The sequence below is a fragment of the Mucilaginibacter sp. P5_A6 genome (assembly GCF_056400585.1).
In genome coordinates, this window is sequence record NZ_JBFUKZ010000016.1 from 133,758 (window position 1) to 154,463 (window position 20,706).

Sequence of the window (20,706 nt, forward strand, 5' to 3'; positions counted from 1 at the left end):
ATAGTAAAGCCTCCCAAAGGGGAGATGATAGTAAATATTTTATCATGCTGATCAAATGCTCTCCTTCAGGGGGCTAATCTACTTTTTTCACCTTCAATCTCAATGAATTACCAATCACCACCACATCAGAAAAAGCCATCGCAAAAGCGCCAACCATTGGGTTTAAAAAGCCGAAGGCGGCAACAGGGATAGCTATAATATTATAAGCAAATGCCCAAAAAAGATTTTGCTTAATGGTAAGCAGCGTATGTTTGCTGATCTGTAAAAACTTAATAACCGAATGCAGATCGGTATTAAGCAGCACCACACTGGCCGATTGGATGGCTACCTGGCTGGCATCGTTCATAGATACACCTACATCAGCTTTGGTGAGGGCGGGGGCATCGTTGATACCATCGCCTATCATAACGGTTTTGCCTTTTTGCTTGTAGATGTCAATAACCTGGAGTTTTTCGTCAGGTAATTTCTCGGCATGTACCTCGGTAATACCAATCTGGCTGGCTAACTTCAGGCAGCGGTTCTTTTTGTCACCGCTTAAAAGTATAGGGGTTATGCCCATCTTTTTAAGTTTGGCAATAAGGGATGCTGTTTCGGGCTTTATTTCATCATCAATTGCTATCTGTGCAAGCAGCTGTTGATTTTTGTAGAGCGAAAGATTGAAGTGATCTTTGGTATTTTGCTTGGCTGTGCCCAAAAAGTAATGATTGCCTTCTACATCTTCGGCACGCATACCTAAACCTTTTTCCTCTTTAGCTATCTTGAGAATCAGCTTTTGCTGAGGTAGTTTTTTTAAACCACCAACCAACGATTTTGCAATAGGATGGTTTGATCGTTCCTCAATTGCAGTAATAATACCCCTTATGAGCTTTATATCGATATCCGGCTCTGTTTTAATCTCATTAATACTGAACTTACCGGTAGTAAGTGTTCCGGTTTTATCAAATACCACATATTTAGTGTGGGCAACGGCTTCAATGGTATCCCCGCCCTTTATGAGTATGCCGCTTTTGGCAGCGCGGCCCAAACCAACCATAACGGCGGTAGGGGTAGCCAAACCCATGGCGCATGGACAGGATATTACAAGCACCGCAATAGCGTTCATAAGAGATTTTTGCATGCCTGCCTCACCAGCAAAATAGGTGAGTATGAAAGTAGCGACGGCTATCAATATTACTGCCGGGACAAATATAGAGGCTACTTTATCCCCCAGCTTTTGTACAGGAGGTTTGGCGGCCTGCGCTTTTTTCATCAGGTCGATGATTTGCGACAGGATGGTATTTGAGCCCACTTTAGTCGCCAGCATATGAAAATTGCCGTTAAGCAGAATGGTACCGCCTATCACCTTGTCGTATTTTTCTTTTTCAACGGGGATACTTTCGCCGGTAAGCATGGCTTCATCAACCGATGCGCTGCCAGAAAGTATTTCGCCATCAACGGGAATCTTATCACCTTGGTTTACCAACAGCGTATCGCCGGGGCGAACTTCCCTGGCGCTTATTACTTCCACACTGCCGTTTATAACCCGGTTTGCATTTACCTGCTGAAATTTAATAAGATCTTTTACTGCCGAAGTAGTCTGGGTTACAGAACGCTTCTCTAATACGTTGCCAAGTAGCACCAGCGTTATTATAGTGGCGCAGGTTTCATAAAACTGGTATTGCGCACCCAGGTTTTGGATAGTACCTACCAGGCTATATATAAAAGCTGAAGTTGACCCGATAAATATCAACACATCCATATTAGGGATACCTCCTTTAACCGAGCTCCATGCACTTTTACCAAAATGCAGGCAGCCTACAATAAAAACAGGCAGGCATAATAACAGCTGTACTAAAGGATGATGTAAAAAATGCCAGGAGAGCAACATGTGGAGTAAAAGCGGCGCTGTAAATATGGCGCAGAAGATAAATTTGTTCTCCACCTTCTCGTAAAACGCAGGTGAATGTTGCCCGATATCATCAATTACTTTGAAACCCAAATTTTCTATCCCTTTTATAACTTCGGGTAGTTTGGTATCGTCGCTGGTAGAGAATTTTACTTCTTCACTCGCAAAATCAACCAATATATTTTGTAACCCTTTTTTTTCGAGGAGTTTATGGATAGACATGGCGCAATTGTTACAATGCATCCCAGTCACATTCAGTTCAATCAGTTGCTCAGCCATGGATACAAATTTAGGTATTAATTAAAATCGTTCTAAATAAAACAGGTAAACTGAATGTAATTTTAAAAAGAGTTTGCAAATAGCCCGGAGATTTCTATTTTTGCACTCTCCAAACGGTAGATGTAGCTCAGTTGGTTAGAGCATCGGTTTGTGGTACCGAGGGTCGTGGGTTCGAGCCCCATCATTTACCCATTTCTAAAAGCCTTTTTACTATAGTAAAAAGGCTTTTTTTATACCCGCAGGGCAGGTTTTCGATAAAAATACAACAGATCAAGCAGGATTTTTATGAAAGCCCCGGCTATCTGACCAGCACAAATCATTCAAGCCATCAGCATCTAACACCAAAAAAATCTCTAACACCTCATTTAAAACAGAGGCATTAGAGATTTTTGGCAATTTTGTGAAATAACTTAATTGCTTTGTATTTACCTTATATTTTCACAAATCCCCATTGCTGATTTTTGCCCCCATAGTAATCATTTTGATCCACCGCACTACCATTTCTGAATGGAACTGCGGGATCAGTCCCTAAAGTAACTTCCAGGGCTTTTCCGCTATTTACGTTGATGATTTTATAGAATCCATCGTAGGTTGGCTGAATTAACCAGTTTTGATTATTTCCGCCTGTACCTGTATAATCCCACATATCCACGGCACCGCCGTTTGAGCCAGACCACCCCCATACCTCCAAACACTTCCCGCTAACATGCATAGGCGTTAAAAGGTAGCTGCCATTTGCCGCAGCTTGCACTTTAAATTGCTGATTTGCCCCGGCTACATACTCCCATTGATCTGCCAACGCCCCATTTGCAGTTCCCCAACCTTGAATCTCTAAAGGCTTAAAACTATACCTATTGATAATCTGGTATACACCGCCAACCTGAAATGCGGGGGATGCGCCAGTTTGTGCTCCTTGTACAAGGGCCGCTAAATCCCGTTGATCCTTTACGGCGTAAGTCGATCTGTTGATGAGCGACCCGGTGTCCCAAAGAAATGGATGTAGGCCGTTTGCCGATGCCTGGTGCACACAAAAATTATACCAATACGCCCTGGAAGCAAGATTGAAGTTTAAAGAGTCTCCCGCAAGATTTCGGTCCATAACTGCAAATTCGCCCATTATTACCGGGATGCCATGGTCAACGAATTTTGTCTTCATCGTTTGGAAATATCCGCTAAGGGTTGATTCCTCGCCCCAGTAAGGATTGTGCGCAACATCGAAGGTGGTGTGATATCCCGAGCCCCAATAAAAAAACCTGTTGCCATATGATTGGTCGGCGTCCAACAAACAGAAGTTCCAGGGCGTATAGTTATGGATTTCCACCATCAAACGATTGGATGCCGGATCTGTGGGCATCGTATTCATCAAAGTGTTGGTTTTTTCAATATCTGTACTGGGGCCCTGGATAACCAAAGTTCTATAGCTGTTGTGCCCACCGGTTGATCTCACGGCATTGATAAAAGTTTGATGATAAGATAGCAGAACGCCCATCCCAGTGGCATCTGTAACGGCTGGTTCGTTAGCACTGGCAAAAATCAGATGTTCGTCAAAACCACGCATTTGTGTTGCAATTTGTTCCCAAAGTGCTTTTTGTTTGGCATTAACGGCGGCCTGCGCGGTGGTTGTGCAATTGAGCTCCAACCATCCGTGGTCCCAATGTATATTTAATATCGCATACATCCCATCGTTAACGCAGTATTGCACAACCTGCTGCACACGGGCAAGCCAGGCCGGGTCTATTTTTGCAGTTGTTGAATCTGGCACATGTGACCAGTCCCAATTACAAGGAATCCTTATGGCGTTAAACCCCCTTTGTTTATAGCTGTCAATGAGTGCCTGGGTAATATTGGGGTTTCCCCACCCGTTTTCGTTATATTGGGCTTCCATTGTGTTGCCAATATTAATACCTAACGTCATATTTGCAGCGATTTGAGTTGCTGTACTGGTCATCCCTGTTTGATCAGGCGCAAGCGGCGAAATGTTGTAATTTGGATAACTGGTGGCGGCCAGCGTTTTAGTGCCCGTTTTAGCAAGCGGTTTAACATCCGGAGAAGCGATTTGTGGCTTCGTGCACCTTGTCAATGCCGGGATTGCAAGAATGCATAAAAAATAACTTAAAGTTTTCTTCATAAAAAAATGGTTAAACTGGCGGCATTTAAATGTGCCTTTATTAATAAATTGGTTAATTGCGTGTGAAAGTGTCGGGCAACGAGGGTATATTTTTATTGCCTTTAAGGTTTATACAGCTATTGGTATAGGCAGTTATGTTGATAACTGCCTTTAGCCAACGGGGTATTAAAAAAAATAATGATAAGGCAGTTGCCGTTCCGCATAAGGCGGAGTTTAACATTAGTTTCATTTTTTGATAGGATAAAACGGGCCTGAACCGGTTTATTTGTTTAAATCTTGTTTTTCGATGCAGAAGGACAATTAATGAAAACAATGCAATTAAAGTCAACATAAATACAGCCGTTGGAATAACAGGTATGTTTTAGTTGGCAATATTTGAATTGGTACCAGGTTTATTAATTGCGTAGTAAAACTACAGAAGAGATAATTTAATGATGGGAGATAAAAGTTAAAAAAGAGGACGCTAAATGTTAATTTGTCAAAAAAAAACGTGGCGTTTGTAAAGGTTTTGTATAAATAGCCATCTTATTTGAAATAAATTGATAAAATGGTATCGGAAATAAGTGTTTATCATTTCAAAAATTGTAACTAAAGGCGTGTGTCGGCTTTTTTTTAACCGGATGATCCGGATAGCATCCTAACGACAACCTGTAACAAGCTTTATTTCACTGTAAGCTCGGGCGCGGCCCGTACCACAGCGTCGACAACTCGTTTGCTTCAGAGGTAGGTTATTTGTTTTTCGCTGATCTAAAGGAATTGCCACTTTTATCTCTTTAATTACGAATTTATCTTACTTTTATGCTATATTAGTGTACCGGCTTGCTAAGCGCCAGGTTCCTGATTTCGAAGATCTCAACTAAATTTTAATGCGTGTAAAACTTTATATTGTTGTTTCAGTGTTGTTTTTTACTTACACGAACAATTTTGCGCAAAACAGCCAATACCAGTTTTCGCGGCTCAATATAAGCAACGGACTCTCTCACAACCAGGTTAATTGCATATTTAAAGATCCCAAAGGCTTCATGTGGTTCGGCACGGCTTCGGGACTTAACCGTTATGACGGTTATACTTTCAAGGTATTCAAGCACGACGCAAATAACAAAAACTCCATTAATGACGATTTTATAATTAATATTTGTGAAGGGCCCGGCAAAAAGTTATGGATAGCAACGCGGGCCGCATATTCTTTTTATGACCCCGAAACAGAGCAGTTTAACAATGATGCGTCGTCAGTGCTCTATGCTTTCAAACTTCCCGGGTATCCGTTCGTTTCCAAAATACTCCACAACGGCAAAGGCGATTACTGGTTTTTGTGTCGCGATTCGGGCCTTTACAGATATAATGAGCTGAAAAGAACTGCCACACATTATTATCATCACCACAGTTCCAAGCCATCATTATATTCAAGTTTGGTTACAGATATTGTGCAGGATGCAACCGGCAATATATGGCTTGCTTATGACGACGGCGTAGTAGAGCTATTTGATGTAAAACGTAATGCAATTACGTACCATACCGATATTTTTAAAAAAGCCGCTAATAATAGGGGCACGGTCTACTCGATAACTATTGACAGTGAAGGCGATCTCTGGGTGTTTAACCCCAATATGGATTCCGGCGTCTATTATTACAGCCGCCGTACCGGACGGTTTCGGTACATCACAAAAGAATCGGCAGAAACGCCGCTTACATCCAACAACATTACTAATATTATTCAGGCCGACGACGGCCTTATATGGATATCCACTGATCATGGCGGAATAAATGTATTGGATAAAAAAAGCGGCAGAATTACTTATTTACTAAATAGGGAAGATGATCCAAAATCATTGGGACAAAACACCGTATCGCTTTACAAAGACAACAAAGGCATTATGTGGGCCAGTACGCTCAGAGAGGGAGTAAGTTATTATCATAAAAATATTATCAGGTTCCCGTTATACAGGCACTTTGCCTCAGATCCCCGGAGTCTTAGTTTTGAAGATGTTAATAAATTTGCTGAGGATAAACACGGTAATTTATGGATTGGCACTAATGGAGGCGGTTTAAGTTATTTTGACCGCAAAACAGGCAGGTTTACCCAGTATAAACACGATCCGGCAAACCCGAATAGCCTCAGCAGTGATATTATTGTCAGCTTATGTATCGACCGTGATCAGCAGCTATGGATAGGTACCTATTTTGGAGGGCTGGACCATTTTGACGGAAAAAAATTTATTCACTACAAACATAATGATAAGGTGCCTACGAGCATTGCTGATGACCGGGTATGGAATATCCTGGAAGATTCATCAAACCGGTTATGGATAGGCACTTTTGCGGCGGGTTTGCAAATATTTGACAGGGACAAAAAAATATTTTCGCCTCCCTTTAAGCAAACCGAAATCAGGTGCCCGTATACAGCCGCTTTATTTGAGGACAAACGGGGAAACATTTGGGCAGGTGGGTATTTTGGCATAGATAAAATATTAAAAAATGGACGTGGCATTATACATTATAATAAAAAGAAAAGCGACCCTAACAGTTTGATCAGTGATGACGTCAATAATATAACGCAGGACAGCCGCGGCCTGATGTGGATAGCGACAAGGGACGGACTAAGCATATTGAACCCCGAAACTAATCGTTTTGTCTCGCTGACGAAAAAGGACGGATTGCCCGACAACCAGGTTTTGAATGTATTGGAAGATAACAGGGGGGCGATGTGGCTAAGTACATCAAACGGGCTGAGCCGGATAACATTGACACCAGGCAACGGCACCTATAAGTTTCAATTTGAACGCTTTGATGAAACAGATGGCCTGCAGGGCAGGGAGTTCACTGTAAATGCAGCTTTAAAAACCAATACAGGGGAATTGGTATTTGGCGGCTCGCACGGCTTCAATATTTTCGATCCACTGAGTATACACCCGAATATCGATGAGCCCAAATTAATTTTCACCGGTTTTCAGTTATTCAACAAAACCATAGCAGCCAATGAAGCAGTTGACGGCCATGTCGTATTATCTAAAGCCATTTCGGCGACACAGGAGATAACGCTGAACCACAGCGAAAATGTGTTTACCATTGAGTTTGCCGCCTTAAATTTCTTTAACCCCAATAAAATAACGCACCAGTATATGATGGAAGGTTTCGATAAAGGGTGGCTTACTGCAAACAATGCTACCCGGAAAGCTACCTACACCAACCTTGATGGAGGCGACTATACTTTTAAGGTAAGGGCTATTGGCCAGGAGGGGAAATGGAAACCCATCTATATAAAAGTAAAAATTAAGGTATTGCCCCCCTTCTGGAAATCTACCTTAGCTAATGTCATTTACGTGTTGCTGATAACCGGGACGCTTCTTTTTATACGCCGGCGCGGAATACAAAAAATAAGAAGACAATTCATAGCAGAGAAAGAAAAATTTATAGCAGAGAAAGAAAAGCAGGAAGCAAAGTTGTTAATTGAACAGGAGCGGCAGGAGGTTAAGCGTATGCAAGATCTTGATCAACTGAAAACTAAATTTTTAACCAATGTAAGCCACGAGTTCCGAACACCGATTTCGCTGATCATGGCACCGGTCGAAAAAATGCTTATCCGCGCTGATCAGGAACAGAAACAACAGCTGGGCATGATAGGAAAAAACGCCAGGCGATTGTTGAACCTGGTAAACCAATTGCTTGATTTTAGGAAGATGGAAGTTCAGGAGTTGAAACTACATAGCAAGCCAGGGGATATTGTGAAGTTCATCAACGAGATATACCTTTCATTTACTGATATCGCTGAACAAAAAGAGATTAATTTTATTTTTGATACCTCGGTTGATTCGCTGTTTACTGATTTTGACCATGATAAGATAGAAAGGATATTGTTTAACCTGTTATCAAATGCCTTTAAATTTACACTGCCTGGCGGCCAGGTAAGCGTTTTGCTCAATGTAGATGGAGAGGCCAGCGATGCCCCGCTTGAAATTAAGGTGATTGATACCGGTATTGGCATTCCGCTTGAAAAACAAGGTAAAATTTTCGAACGTTTTTTTCAACACGATATTCCGGAGTCGATGATTAACCAGGGCAGCGGCATCGGCCTTGCAATTACGCATGAGTTTGTGAAGATGCACGGAGGCGAAATAACTGTTGAAAGTGAGCCCGATCACGGCAGTTGCTTTACCGTTAAACTACCGTTTGTTATCTATAACGGTCGGGAAACGGACTTGCCATCAGACGATGACATTGATTACGATAGCGCAAACGAAATTGCTCATAATGAAGATAAAAGTATTGTCAAAGAGCCTCGATCAAATAAAAAGCCGGTAGTTCTTTTAGTTGAGGATAACGATGATTTTCGTTTTTACCTGAAAGACAATTTAAAGGATGTGTTTTTTTTAATCGAAGCTTCAAACGGAAGGGAAGGCTGGCAAAAGGCCCTATCGCAACATCCTGATATTATTATAAGTGATATCAGCATGCCCGAGATGACAGGAATTGAGTTGTGCAAAAAGCTAAAGAAGGACAAACGTACGTCGCACATTCCCGTTGTGCTGTTAACCGCGTTAACGGGTGACGAAGAACAGATAAAGGGTCTTGAAATTGGCGCCAATGATTACATGACAAAACCATTTAATTTTGAAATATTGCTTTCAAAAATCAAAAATATCTTAACCCTTCGGGACACCTATAAACGCACCTACAAAAAGCAGATGGATGTGCAATTGCAGGAATCTCCTTTAGAAAATGAAGATGAAAAGCTGTTAAAGAATATAGTTGAGTACATAGAACTTAATATCTTAAACGACAACCTTTCAGTAGATGAATTAGGTCGTCAGATGGGCATCAGCCGGGGATCGCTTTATAACAAAGTTTGGATGCTCACCAACAAATCGCCTGGTGAATTTATCCGTTCCATAAGGTTAAAAAAAGCGGCTTATTTGCTCGGAAATAGCCAGATGACCGTTAGCCAGATCTGCTACGAGGTAGGCTTTAATACTCCCAAACATTTTGCGAAAATGTTTAAGGAAGAATATAACATACTACCTTCTGCGTATGTCAATTCCATTCGTCAGAAAAAAAGTAATTCCGAAGCTGAAAGTAAAGAATAATGATCTCTATGCTGTTTTGTTTGCTGTAAATGCGAACGAATGAGCGACAAGTTGCCGTGCAAGAACATACATTCAAAACGGTGTTGCAAATATATGTATGCCTTTTACCGTTCGGTAAGCCCCAAAAAGAAATAGCATTTATACAGTAAGCGGATAGGCTTGGATGCACCAATTATTGTTTATCTCAAATTTACGTGTCATAACAAAGGCGAAGCAGTTGTCAGCGTTTGTTGGCCGATCAGTGACCATTGGTTATTTGCATTTTAAAAACGGTTCGTTTTGCTCCAAATTACAACTTTCGTTCGGTATTTAGGGTAAAATAGGTCAGCTTTAATGCTTAATGAGCTTATTTACAGGTAATTATAAAGTTTGGATTTTTGATCCATACTTTTGGACAAAACTACCCTTTCCCTTTTTTTAGGTTACCATAGCTTCATCCCCGGAATATGAGTCCAAAGTAATGTACTTAAAGACGTTGCTTTTGAACATGTTCCACCAATAACCAATAGGACCAACAGTTAACTTTTTTGAATTAGTAAACATGCGTCTGACTGCACCTGAAGTTTTTTAACTGATTGTTCGGGCAGCCGTTTCATGTGAGGAAACTAACAGTAAAATAGTTTTCAAAGGTTGTTTTTGGGTATTGGGCTATCTAAAAAATGTGATAACAAAATAAATTATGAATGAGAGAAAAACCAATTAATTACTACCAAACACCAATGAACCAATTATCAAACCTTAAAATCCTTTTAAAAGATGGATAAAAATTTACAAAAGAGAGTGAAATACCAGATTTCATTAATTATCGCAGGCATATTTCTTTATATATCTGCCCATGCACAAACCGTAAATATTACGGGTAAAATAACAAGCGCCGACGATGGCCAGCCGATACCAGGCGTAAGTATTAAGATTAAAGGGACGGGCCTGGGCACTATCTCCAGCATTGATGGTAGCTATAATATAGCGGCTGATCCTGGCAAAGTACTGGTTTTTAGCTATTTAGGATTTACATCTCAGGAAATAACGGTAAAACAAGCCGGTCCAATTAATGTTAAGCTAAATTCAACATCCAGCCACTTAAGCGAAGTTGTGGTTATCGGTTATGGTACTGCGAAAAGACCAGATGCTACCGGCTCAATAAGTTCAATAAGGGGAGATGACCTACGCCAAACACAACCAACTACCTTTGACCAGGCTCTGCAGGGAAAAGTTGCAGGAGTTGTGGTTCAACAGGTGTCGGGCCAACCTGGTGGCGGCGTATCTATTCAAATACACGGCGTGTCTTCTATAACTGGCTCAAATTCGCCATTATATGTAATTGATGGTATTATTATTCCGCCGGTTGGCGACCCTGGTAATGGCTCCAATCCATTAAATACTATTAATCCTGCTGAAATAGAATCGATAGATGTATTGAAAGATGCGTCTGCAACTGCTATATACGGTTCGCAGGCAACCAACGGCGTTGTTGTTATTACTACAAAAAGAGGTAAAGCAGGGGTGCCACAGGTAGCTTATGATTTCTATGCCGGTTATCAGGAGTTGCCAAAAGCACTCCCTACAATGAACTTGCAGCAGTTTGCCACTTTCATTAATGCCCGGGCACAAGCGTGGGGCTTCGATACAAGGGACGAATTTGCCAATCCCCAATATTTAGGTACCGGTACCGACTGGCAAAAAGAATTATTCCGAAAAGCTCCGATGAACAGTAATTCAGTTAGAGTAAGCGGCGGCGATGATAGGACCCAATATTCACTTTCAGGCGCTTATTTTAACCAGCAAGGAATAGCTATTGGATCTGCATTTAAAAGATCATCAGTACGGCTGAACCTTGACAATAAAACCACTAAATGGCTAAAAATAGGAACCAGCCTTCAATTAGCTCACGTTTATGAAAATCAAAACTCTACTGCCTCTGGTGTAATTGGTAATGCGCTATACCTTACACCCGACCGTCCGGTAAAAAACTCCGATGGCTCCTGGGGTGGGGTAACCAACACATCCGGTTATGTGACTCCAGTTCCCAACCCTGTGGCGTTAGCCCAACTTAACAAAAACGTTAGAAAGAGAAATCAAGTGTTTGGCAACGCGTATGTCGAAATACAGTTTACTAAAGATTTATCATTACGAAATGAAGTATCCGGTAATTTCGATTTTAGTACCCAGGATTATTTTTATCCAACTTTTGCTTTTGGCAAATATGTTAAAGGTACTAACGATGGTGGCTCAAACACATACCAAAACTTTTATACGGTATTACGCAATTACCTAACTTATAGCCATTATTTCAGTAAATTTAATTTCAAAGTTTTAGCAGGGCACGAAGGGCAGTCAAGCGCTTTCGAAAATGTTGGCGGCACACGGAATAATTTCCCTTCAAACAATGTGCAGACCCTCAATGCCGGCGATGCTATCTCGGCCAAAAACTCAGGCGATAATGGTCTCGGCAATTCATCGGAAGCCTATTTCGGTCGTGTTGATTTAAACTTTTATGATAAATATCTGATCACCGGTAATATACGTGGCGATGGTTCTTCAAATTTTCCAACCAACAATCAGTGGGCTACCACCTATTCAGGGGCATTTGCCTGGAAAATTAATCATGAGTCATTTTTGAAAGGTGTAAATGCTATAAATGAATTGACATTGAGACTTGGTTACGGACTTACCAACAATCAAAACATACCAGGCAATACTTTTGCAACCCAACTTAATACGGTGGTTAATGGCTTATCGGGTATAGCACAGTTTCAAGGTAATTTGGCAAATCCTTACGTAACATGGGAAAAAACAAAGGATTTCAATGCCAGCCTTGACGGAACGTTTTTTAACGGGCGCTTAGGTTTTTCATTTGGTGTTTATGACCGCGTAACAAACGGACTATTGTTAAAGGTTCCGCTTCCTTTATACAGCGCTGCTGTCTCGGGCGAGGGATCCATGCAAGCGCCTTATGCCAATGTGGGTTCTATGAGCAATAAAGGGCTTGATCTCAGAATCAGTACTACCAATATTAGTTCTAAAGCTTTTACATGGAAAACTGATTTTACCGTATCGCGTAATATTAATAAAGTGCTCAGTTTAGGTGCGGGCGGAGCTGATGCTAACCTAAGCCAGACATCCTATGTAGGTAACTCACAAATCGTAGTCGAAAAAACGATGGTAGGTCAGCCCATTGGCGAATTTTATGGCTATGTATTCGATGGCATATTTTCAAAGGCAAGTGATTTTCAAACACATGCCTTGCCTGTTGACCAAAGCGGTAAACTTTACCCAATTTCGCAATCAGGTGGAGGTATTTGGTACGGCGACCGTATGTTCAAGGATTTGAATGGCGATGGTGTTATCGACTCAAAAGACCAAACCTTTTTGGGTTCCCCGATCCCCAAATTTCAGGGTGGGATTAACAATACAGTTACCTTCAAAAATTTCGACCTGAATATTTTCTTCACTGGCAACTATGGCAACAAAGTATTTAATCAATTGGCTGTAACACAAACCAATTCGCAAAACAATACTAACTATTTTGCATCGGTATTAAATTACGCGAAATTGGCTTTAATAGATCCCGCCGGCTCTGCATCTGATGTTAACAATGTATACGTTACCAACCCGAATACCACTATTGTAGGTTTGAGACAGGATAATACCAACGATAATAATCGTTCTTCCTCTTTGTTTTTCGAAAATGGTTCATTCCTGAAGTGCAAAAACATCACATTAGGTTATAAGTTGCCACAAAATATTTTATCAAAAATACACGTGAATACATTTAGGATATACGGTACTGTGACCAATGTGTTTACAATTACAAAATACTCGGGCATGGATCCTGAAATTGGCTCATGGAATCCACTTCAGGCTGGGTGGGACAATGGTTATTATCCTCAGCCACGCGTATTTACTATTGGTGCAAACATAACCTTTAACTAATAGATCAATCACCATTTAAATAAGGTATTATGAAATCAATTAATAAAATTATATTTATTTTGCTATTTGCGGCAGCAATTGCCGGATGCAAAAAGGTTTTTTTGGACCGTCCATCTACCTCGCAGATAAGTTCTAATAATTTTTACAAAACCACTTCCGATTTGCGGCTGGCTACAGCAAGCCTATATGGCGGTTCGTTGTGGTCGCAATGGCATAATGGGGCTTTGCTACAACTTGGTGACATATTGAGCGGAACTGCTAATCGCCAATGGATTGGCGACTGGAGTCAGCTTTATACACGTACAATTACAGCGAATAACGGCGTAGTGGCAAGCGGTTGGGCGGGCCTGTATAATGTTATAGGACAATGTAATGGAGTTATTAATGCCATACAGCAACAAGCCTCTGCTTCTATCCCGGCAGCAGACAAAAATGCCGCCATTGCCGAAGCAAAGTTTATTCGTGCCGTAGCTTATTATCATTTGGCTATTTATTGGGGTGCAGTGCCGATTATTGAAGATAACAGTAAACTGATAAAAGATCCGCTTCTTAACCGCAACATTGTTTCGGATGTCTATAAATTGATCACCATTGACCTTACTTATGCAGCGCAAAATCTTCCAATCAAAGGTGAAACAGGTAGGGTAAGCAAATGGTCGGCGCAAGGAATGCTGGGCAAAGTATATTTAACAATGGCAGGTTTGGGCAAAAGTGGCACGCGCGACCAGGCATTGTTGGATAGCGCCAAAAAATATGCAGGCAATGTGTGTAAAAATAGCGGGTTAACGCTTCTTGGGCAGGATGATGCGCAGCATCTCGGTTATTATAATCTTTTCAGATCGCAATACAATGATAACCCTGAATCATTATTTGCCCTTCAATGGGCGCCAGGTGTGACTTGGGGAAATGGCAACCGTAATTTAAACTATTCGCCAAGCAACGATATAAATCCTCAAAAGTCAAGCGCATGGTCTGCATTATATCCAAGCTACGACTTATATAAGATGTACACAACCGAGGATTCAGTAAGGCGCAAAGCCACTATTATGCTGACCGGCGATAAATATCCCGAATTAAATGCAGCCGGTGGTGGCTATAAGGCAGACCAGGTTTGTATGAAAAAACACATTATTGGCAACGAAAAAGATAACAATGCGCCAACAATGGACCCTGAGTCATCCCCTGAACACAATGCAATCCTTAGGTTGGCCGATGTGTATTTGGTATATGCCGAAGCTATTTTGGGTAACAATGCTACTACAAGCGATGGTGACGCCATAACTTATTTTAATAAAGTGCGCACAAGGGCCGGCGTGGCCAATGTGCTTTTTTTGGACGCTGCCACAATACTGAAGGAAAGAAGAATTGAATTTGCTTTTGAAGGACAATATTGGATGGACCTGGTACGGTGGTCTTATTACCAACCGCAACAAGCTGTTAATTGGATCAATAAACAAGATCGGTCCATATTTAGTTATGATGCTACTACCCATATAGCTAAAAGGGATACGACTGCCCCTGCACCTACTCTTCCGGCAACTATCAGTTCATTTACGATACAAGTTCCGGGATCAGAGTTAACAATGAACCCTAAATTGGCAGCCCCACCAGTACCTTATTATTAATTAACATTTAAAAATAAAATATATGAAAAAGATTTTAAATGCGCGCTTTTGTTTATTGCCGCTTTTATTAATGATAGTAGCTTTACTGCCTGCTTGTAAGAAGATCAACGACAGCAGCAATGCTGGTGCTCCCAGTATTACAAGCGTAAGATTATATCATCCGTCACCTAAGGATACTCTTATAGGTACTGGTAATCTTAATACTGATACTTCCTTTACCGGACACTCAGGAAAATATGTGGTTATAATTGGGCATAATTTGCAAAATGCAACTCAAATCGCATTTAATGGGGTTCCTACCAGTTTTAACACTGCTTTATTTGCGCCGAACAGCGCAGTGGTGAGTATACCTTACATTAAGTTTTCAACAATTGACACCACTAAACTCTATACTATACAGTATACTACACCGGCAGGTTCAACAACGTTTGCCTTTAAATTAGGCCCTCCGGCGCCTACTATTAGCGGTATATCCGATGTATTTGCCGCCCCCGGCGATTCGGTTTATCTCTATGGTTCAAATTTGACATTGGTTCAACAGTTTACATATGGAGGAACCAAAATTCCAAAATTTAAATCGGATACCAATGGCACCTCTCTTGGTTTTCTGATGCCGGCAACAACATCCGACAAGTTTATCATAGTAACTACTAAATCTGGTACTGCCCGGGATACCATAAATGCGAAGCCGATCATTTACGGCATTTCCAACTGTAATGCCAACGCTGGTGATTCGGTTTATGTTTATGGTGCTTACCTCAAGACTATCCAGTCAATTTCTTTTGGTGGTGCTACTATTACAAATTTCACAGAAGGCCCACGTGGCGCTTATGTTAAGTTTTCGGCTCCAAATCGGAATAGCTACTCGAGTGGACCAGTAACCATTGTTACCAGTTATGGAACGATTTCTACTCCTTATAAAGTGAATACTCAAAATGGCGTTACTGATGGTCTTTTAGCAGATTTTTGGTGGGGTGATTATTTTGGTTATTCCTGGTGGGGAGATATTAATTTAACTTATGCCAATCCCGATTTTAATGGTTCGATGGGAACAAATGATGGTCAGTTTGTGTATTTTAATACTCCTGTTTTAGCTGGCGGTGCAAGTAAGTACGCTCCATTGGGTAATTCTAATCCAACTGCTCATCATCCTGCTAATTACTGGATGCCTGTGGCAAATCTTACAGATCCTCCTTCAAGCTGGGCCCTTCAATTTGAAATAAGTGTGGCCCACCCATGGAATGGAGGTACGCTTTATATTAGAACTGACTTTGCAAGTGACACTTATGTTGCCCGTTATGAGCCATGGAAAATCCCTGGTTCAAATGTTACCAAAGCTTTTAAAACGAAAGGTTGGCAAACCGTAACTATTCCTTTATCTGAGTTCAGATCAAAAGTTAACGAATTAGGGGATGGTGTATCAATTACTCAAATAAGCCAATTATTAGGGGCTACTGGTGCGAATAGTTATAATATGACTCTTAAAAATTTCGATACTTCGCCAACTGCAACTGGTTTTTATGCCGCTATTGACAATATTAGGTGTGTGAAAATCAAATAGCCTACAGCCCCATGGCAGCATATCGTTGTGGGGCTTTTTAACCAATTAAAATTAACGACAAAATGAAAATTAAGTATTGTTTTACAGTATTGATATCGCTTATTACAGTTATATCTTTATTCTCCTGTAAAAAAACGAAGAACCCGGACCCGCAACTAACAGTAAGTGTACCCACCGTAACTTTTACGGGTGAAGGAGGGACCCAGGACCTATCCGTTTCAGCTAATGCCGATTGGAGCATCAGCAATCCTGCTTATTCGTGGTTGCAATTAAATACAACAACAGGCAAAAGCGGCAGCACTGTTATTCATTTAACAACATTATCGCAAAATGGCACAGGGTCAAGCCGCTCTGGTATTTTATTCATAAGTTCTTCCAACGGCCAGGCAAGAAGGGTAACGGTTTCCCAGGCCCCTACTTTATACCCAGGTTATAATACATCGCCCATAGCGCCAGACATGACCGGAATGACCAGTACTGCTGTGCAGCTGGCGGCAAAAATGCGCACGGGAATGGGAATAAATTTTGGCAATACCATGGAGTCGCCAAACGAAGGTGATTGGCAGAATAGTAAAATGACCGAATCGTATGTGAAGTTTTTAAAACAATCAGGTTTCACTGCTGTACGGCTTCCCTGTAACTGGGTTTGGACCCATTTAAGCGATCGGAGCAAGGCAAAAATTGATCCTGCATGGCTTGCGCGGGTGAAAGAAGTGGTTGGATGGTGTGTGGCCAATGATATGTATGTGATACTGAATTCTCACGATAGTCCCAATGTCAATGCAATTAAGCAAGATTCTGTTAATGCGATGCAAAAGGCGATTTGGGAGCAGATTGCTACAACCATGCGCGATTTTGATGAGCACCTTATTTTTGCCGGATTGAATGAACCTGCGGCTGACAATGCCGGGCAGATGACCATACTTAATGGTTACCACCAGACATTTATTAACGCAGTTCGCTCTACCGGAGGCAGGAACAGTTACCGTGTGCTGGTGGTGCAGGGGCCGACCACTGACCCTAATAAAACTGCTACTTTGATGAATGCGCTTCCAACAGACAACATTCCTAACAAGTTGATGGTAGAGGTGCATGACTACACGCCTTCTGTATTTACGATACTAACGGATGGAGATGTAAGTTGGGGCAAAATGGTTTATTACTGGGGGGCCGGGAATCATTCTACTATTGAGCCGGACCGTAACGCCAACTTTGGAGAAGAGGATGCGATCACTGCTGAATTCCAACCGTTGAAAGCGAGGTTTGTTGATAAAGGTATCCCTGTGATTCTGGGTGAATATGCAGTGTGGAGGAGGACTGCCGCCACCAACAGCAAGTATCTTCCTAAGGATCTGGATATGCACAACAAGTCTGTGGATTACTGGACAACTTTTTCGACCAAAACGGCCAAAGCGAATGGTATTCTGCCATTCTATTGGGAGATAGGTTTTATGTTGGACAGAAAAAATAATGTGGTAAAGGACCAGCGCATGTACGATGCCCTTAAATTAGGATATAAGTAAAAATTAATGTTGAATCAAAGCTTTTACTGGAATAGCGGTACTGTGAAGAGATTAGACATTACTGTTTTCTGTTAAGCTAAACTTTAAAAAGTTCTGTGATCCTTATGGATCACAGAACTTTTACTTCAATCGATTTGGCTAAGGAATACTTCAAGGCGGGCAACGTATTTAGTGCGGTACAATTGCCTGCAGGCCAGGCGCCGCTGAAAAGAGGGGCGGGGCTTTAAAAATACGCTGCGTTTTGCGATAAAAAGGTCAGAAGCGTTGAAAATTAAATAAGAGAGAGGTTTAGTTGAATATAAGTGGATGCCTGGGGCCTTTACCGAGAGGCCCCGGCATTTTTTTAACAATAACAATTCTGTTTTCAACATGACGGAAATCAACAGTGATCTATTTGAACGCATGACGATTGCCGCGGCAAATGACACATGGTTAAAAAAAGAGAACATGGAAAATCAAATGATTTCAAAAGCGCCGGAATTAGATGAAAGTGAAATTAAAGCTTTGATAGAGGATTTTGATACGATTGGGATGTTGCTTAAGGAGCACCTTACTTTCGTCAGTATCCCGATCTTAACGCCGGAATCGAAAAAAATGTGTAACGAGGGCTTGGTTCTGATTAAGAAGTTCACTCAAAAATGTTTAAAACATTATGGGTTTTAGAACATTATGGGATGCGTTACCTTCCAAAATAAGATTTCAACTACATGCTATGTGGATATGGGCAGGCCCACGCAGTTAAACAATGGCTCGCCTGTGGCAAAACAACAAATTGAAATAAAACCTAATTCTGCGTACTCCCGCGAATTTGATATCCGCGGCAAATGATACCTGGTTAAAAAAGAGACATGAAAAATCAAATGATTTCAAAAGCGTCGGAATTAGATGAAAGTGAAATTAAAGCTTTGATAGAGAATTTTGAGACGATTGGGATGTTGCTGAAGGAGCACCCTGCTTTTTTCAGGAACCCTCTCATATCGCCTGAATCGAAAAAAACATTTAACGAGGGCCTGGTACTTATTAAGAACTTCACTCAAAAATGTTTAGAACATTATGGGATGAGGTACCTTCCAAAATAAGGTTTCAACTATACGCTATGTGGATATGGGCGGGCCCACGCAGAGTTGAAAATTTTAAACAGAAAATGGCCCGCCTGGCCGGCCTTAAAGCAGGGCCGGTTTAAACTTACAACCGCAGATAAATAGCATCGACAAAAAGAGAAGAAATAATATTTTATGAAATATACCCTTGCCTGTTTTATGGCATTTTTGGTGGCCGGCGGCGTTTCGGCACAAAGTAAAAGCGAGGTTGCGCTTAAAGCGAAGATCAACAGCATCGTCGGCAAAATGACGCTGGAAGAAAAAATAGACATGCTTCACGGCAACGCGCTATTTTCTTCCGCAGGCGTAAGCCGTTTAGGTATCCCGGAGCTAACCTGCGATGATGGCCCTTTAGGTGTACGTGAAGAAATAAAGCGTTTTGATTGGGCATCGGCTAACTGGACAACCGATTCGGCCACGTTTTTACCAAATGGCTCGGCCATAGCGGCTACCTGGAATCCCCTGATGGCCAACCGGTATGGCGTAGTTATAGGCGAGGAAGCCAATGCCCGTAAAAAGCATATAATGCTTGCACCGGCATTTAATATTTGCAGGATGCCACTTTGCGGCCGTACCTATGAATATTATTCGGAAGATCCTTATTTAAACAGCCTGCTGGCCGTCGGGGCTGTAAAAGGAATTCAAAGCCGGCATGTAGCGGCCTGTATAAAACATTTTGCCGCCAATAACCAGGAGCTTAACCGTGATAGCGTAAACACCATAGTTGATGAAAGAGCATTACGCGAAATTTATTTCCCGGCATTTAAAGCAGCCATACAGCAAGGGAATGCTTACACCATTATGTCAGCCTACAATAAACTGAACGGTTATTGGTGTTCCGAGAATGACTATTTATTGAATAAAGTGCTGAAAAACGAATGGGGCTTTAAAGGGGCTGTGGTTTCAGACTGGGGCGGTGTGCACCATACCGTTGCAGCGGCCAACAACGGGCTGGACATTGAAATGGGATCAAGCGGACCGTATAACCAATGGTATTTTGCCCAGCCCTTACTTAAAGCTGTTAAGGAAGGCCAGGTTCCGGTAAAAACAATTGACGATAAGGTGCGCAGGATTTTGTGGGTAATATACCATACCTCCATGAGCACCAATCATCCTGCAGGATCTATCGCTACACCGGCGCATGCCAAAGCCGCCTATGATATCGCCTCAGAATCCATCGTTTTGCTAAAAAACGACAACCATTTGTTGCCTTTAAAAGCAGGTAACATTAAAAGCATCGCCGTCATTGGCGATAATGCCATCCGCACATTTGCTTTGGGCGGGTATGGGGCCGGTGTAAAAGCGCAACACGAGATAACAGCATTAGACGGTATAAAATCAAGGTTCGGTAAAACGGCCAGTATCAGCTTTGCCCAGGGCTATAAAGCAAACTACCTGGCAAGTAATAGTGATGAACAAAATCGCGGCTATGACCAGCCCGATCAGAAACTGATTGACGAGGCGGTAGCGCTTGCGAAAGCCAGCGATGTCGCCATTTTATGTATCGGTTCCAATCGTGAATATGAAAGCGAAGCCCATGACCGTAAAAGCCTGGAACTGCCTTTTGGTGAACAGGCATTGGTTACCGCGG

At 41.7% G+C, this 20,706-nt stretch carries 11 protein-coding genes and 1 tRNA gene; 10 read left to right on the forward strand and 2 right to left on the reverse strand.

From position 1 onward, the window contains the following. Positions 1-73: 73 nt before the first annotated feature. Complete coding sequence (locus AC1DO4_RS17410; RefSeq protein WP_477418069.1) at positions 74-2,164, reverse strand: heavy metal translocating P-type ATPase; 2,091 nt, start codon at positions 2,162-2,164, stop codon at positions 74-76. Positions 2,165-2,280: 116 nt separating this feature from the next. On the opposite strand from AC1DO4_RS17410, the gene AC1DO4_RS17415 reads away from it, so the two are divergent. Beyond that, a tRNA-His gene (locus AC1DO4_RS17415) sits at positions 2,281-2,354 on the forward strand. Positions 2,355-2,594: 240 nt separating this feature from the next. On the opposite strand, the gene AC1DO4_RS17420 is transcribed toward AC1DO4_RS17415, so the two are convergent. Further along, positions 2,595-4,292, reverse strand: a complete 1,698-nt coding sequence (locus AC1DO4_RS17420; protein ID WP_477418071.1) for a cellulase family glycosylhydrolase — start codon at positions 4,290-4,292, stop codon at positions 2,595-2,597. An 866-nt stretch (positions 4,293-5,158) separates the two neighbouring features. Between AC1DO4_RS17420 and AC1DO4_RS17425 the strand changes: the two genes are divergently transcribed. The 9 genes from AC1DO4_RS17425 to AC1DO4_RS17465 all read left to right on the forward strand — a co-directional run. Further along, positions 5,159-9,373 (forward strand): hybrid sensor histidine kinase/response regulator transcription factor, encoded by a 4,215-nt coding sequence (locus AC1DO4_RS17425; RefSeq protein ID WP_477418074.1) that lies wholly within the window; start codon positions 5,159-5,161, stop codon positions 9,371-9,373. Positions 9,374-10,129: 756 nt separating this feature from the next. Next, positions 10,130-13,306, forward strand: a complete 3,177-nt coding sequence (locus AC1DO4_RS17430; protein WP_477418076.1) for a SusC/RagA family TonB-linked outer membrane protein — start codon at positions 10,130-10,132, stop codon at positions 13,304-13,306. A gap of 29 nt (positions 13,307-13,335) precedes the next feature. Continuing rightward, positions 13,336-14,931, forward strand: coding sequence for a RagB/SusD family nutrient uptake outer membrane protein (locus tag AC1DO4_RS17435; protein WP_477418079.1), 1,596 nt, complete (start codon positions 13,336-13,338; stop codon positions 14,929-14,931). 22 nt (positions 14,932-14,953) lie between these two features. Further along, on the forward strand, positions 14,954-16,492 hold the full coding sequence (locus tag AC1DO4_RS17440) for a glycan-binding surface protein (protein WP_477418081.1): 1,539 nt from the start codon (positions 14,954-14,956) through the stop codon (positions 16,490-16,492). 62 nt (positions 16,493-16,554) lie between these two features. Then, positions 16,555-18,015 (forward strand): cellulase family glycosylhydrolase, encoded by a 1,461-nt coding sequence (locus tag AC1DO4_RS17445; RefSeq protein ID WP_477418083.1) that lies wholly within the window; start codon positions 16,555-16,557, stop codon positions 18,013-18,015. A gap of 104 nt (positions 18,016-18,119) precedes the next feature. Beyond that, positions 18,120-18,242 (forward strand): hypothetical protein, encoded by a 123-nt coding sequence (locus AC1DO4_RS17450; protein ID WP_477418085.1) that lies wholly within the window; start codon positions 18,120-18,122, stop codon positions 18,240-18,242. Positions 18,243-18,384: 142 nt separating this feature from the next. Next, positions 18,385-18,678, forward strand: coding sequence for a hypothetical protein (locus AC1DO4_RS17455; RefSeq protein ID WP_477418087.1), 294 nt, complete (start codon positions 18,385-18,387; stop codon positions 18,676-18,678). 376 nt (positions 18,679-19,054) lie between these two features. Further along, positions 19,055-19,198, forward strand: a complete 144-nt coding sequence (locus tag AC1DO4_RS17460) for a hypothetical protein (RefSeq protein ID WP_477418089.1) — start codon at positions 19,055-19,057, stop codon at positions 19,196-19,198. A 52-nt stretch (positions 19,199-19,250) separates the two neighbouring features. Beyond that, positions 19,251-20,706 (forward strand): glycoside hydrolase family 3 protein (locus tag AC1DO4_RS17465; RefSeq protein ID WP_477418091.1); only part of this gene is annotated, 1,456 nt, incomplete at its 3' end.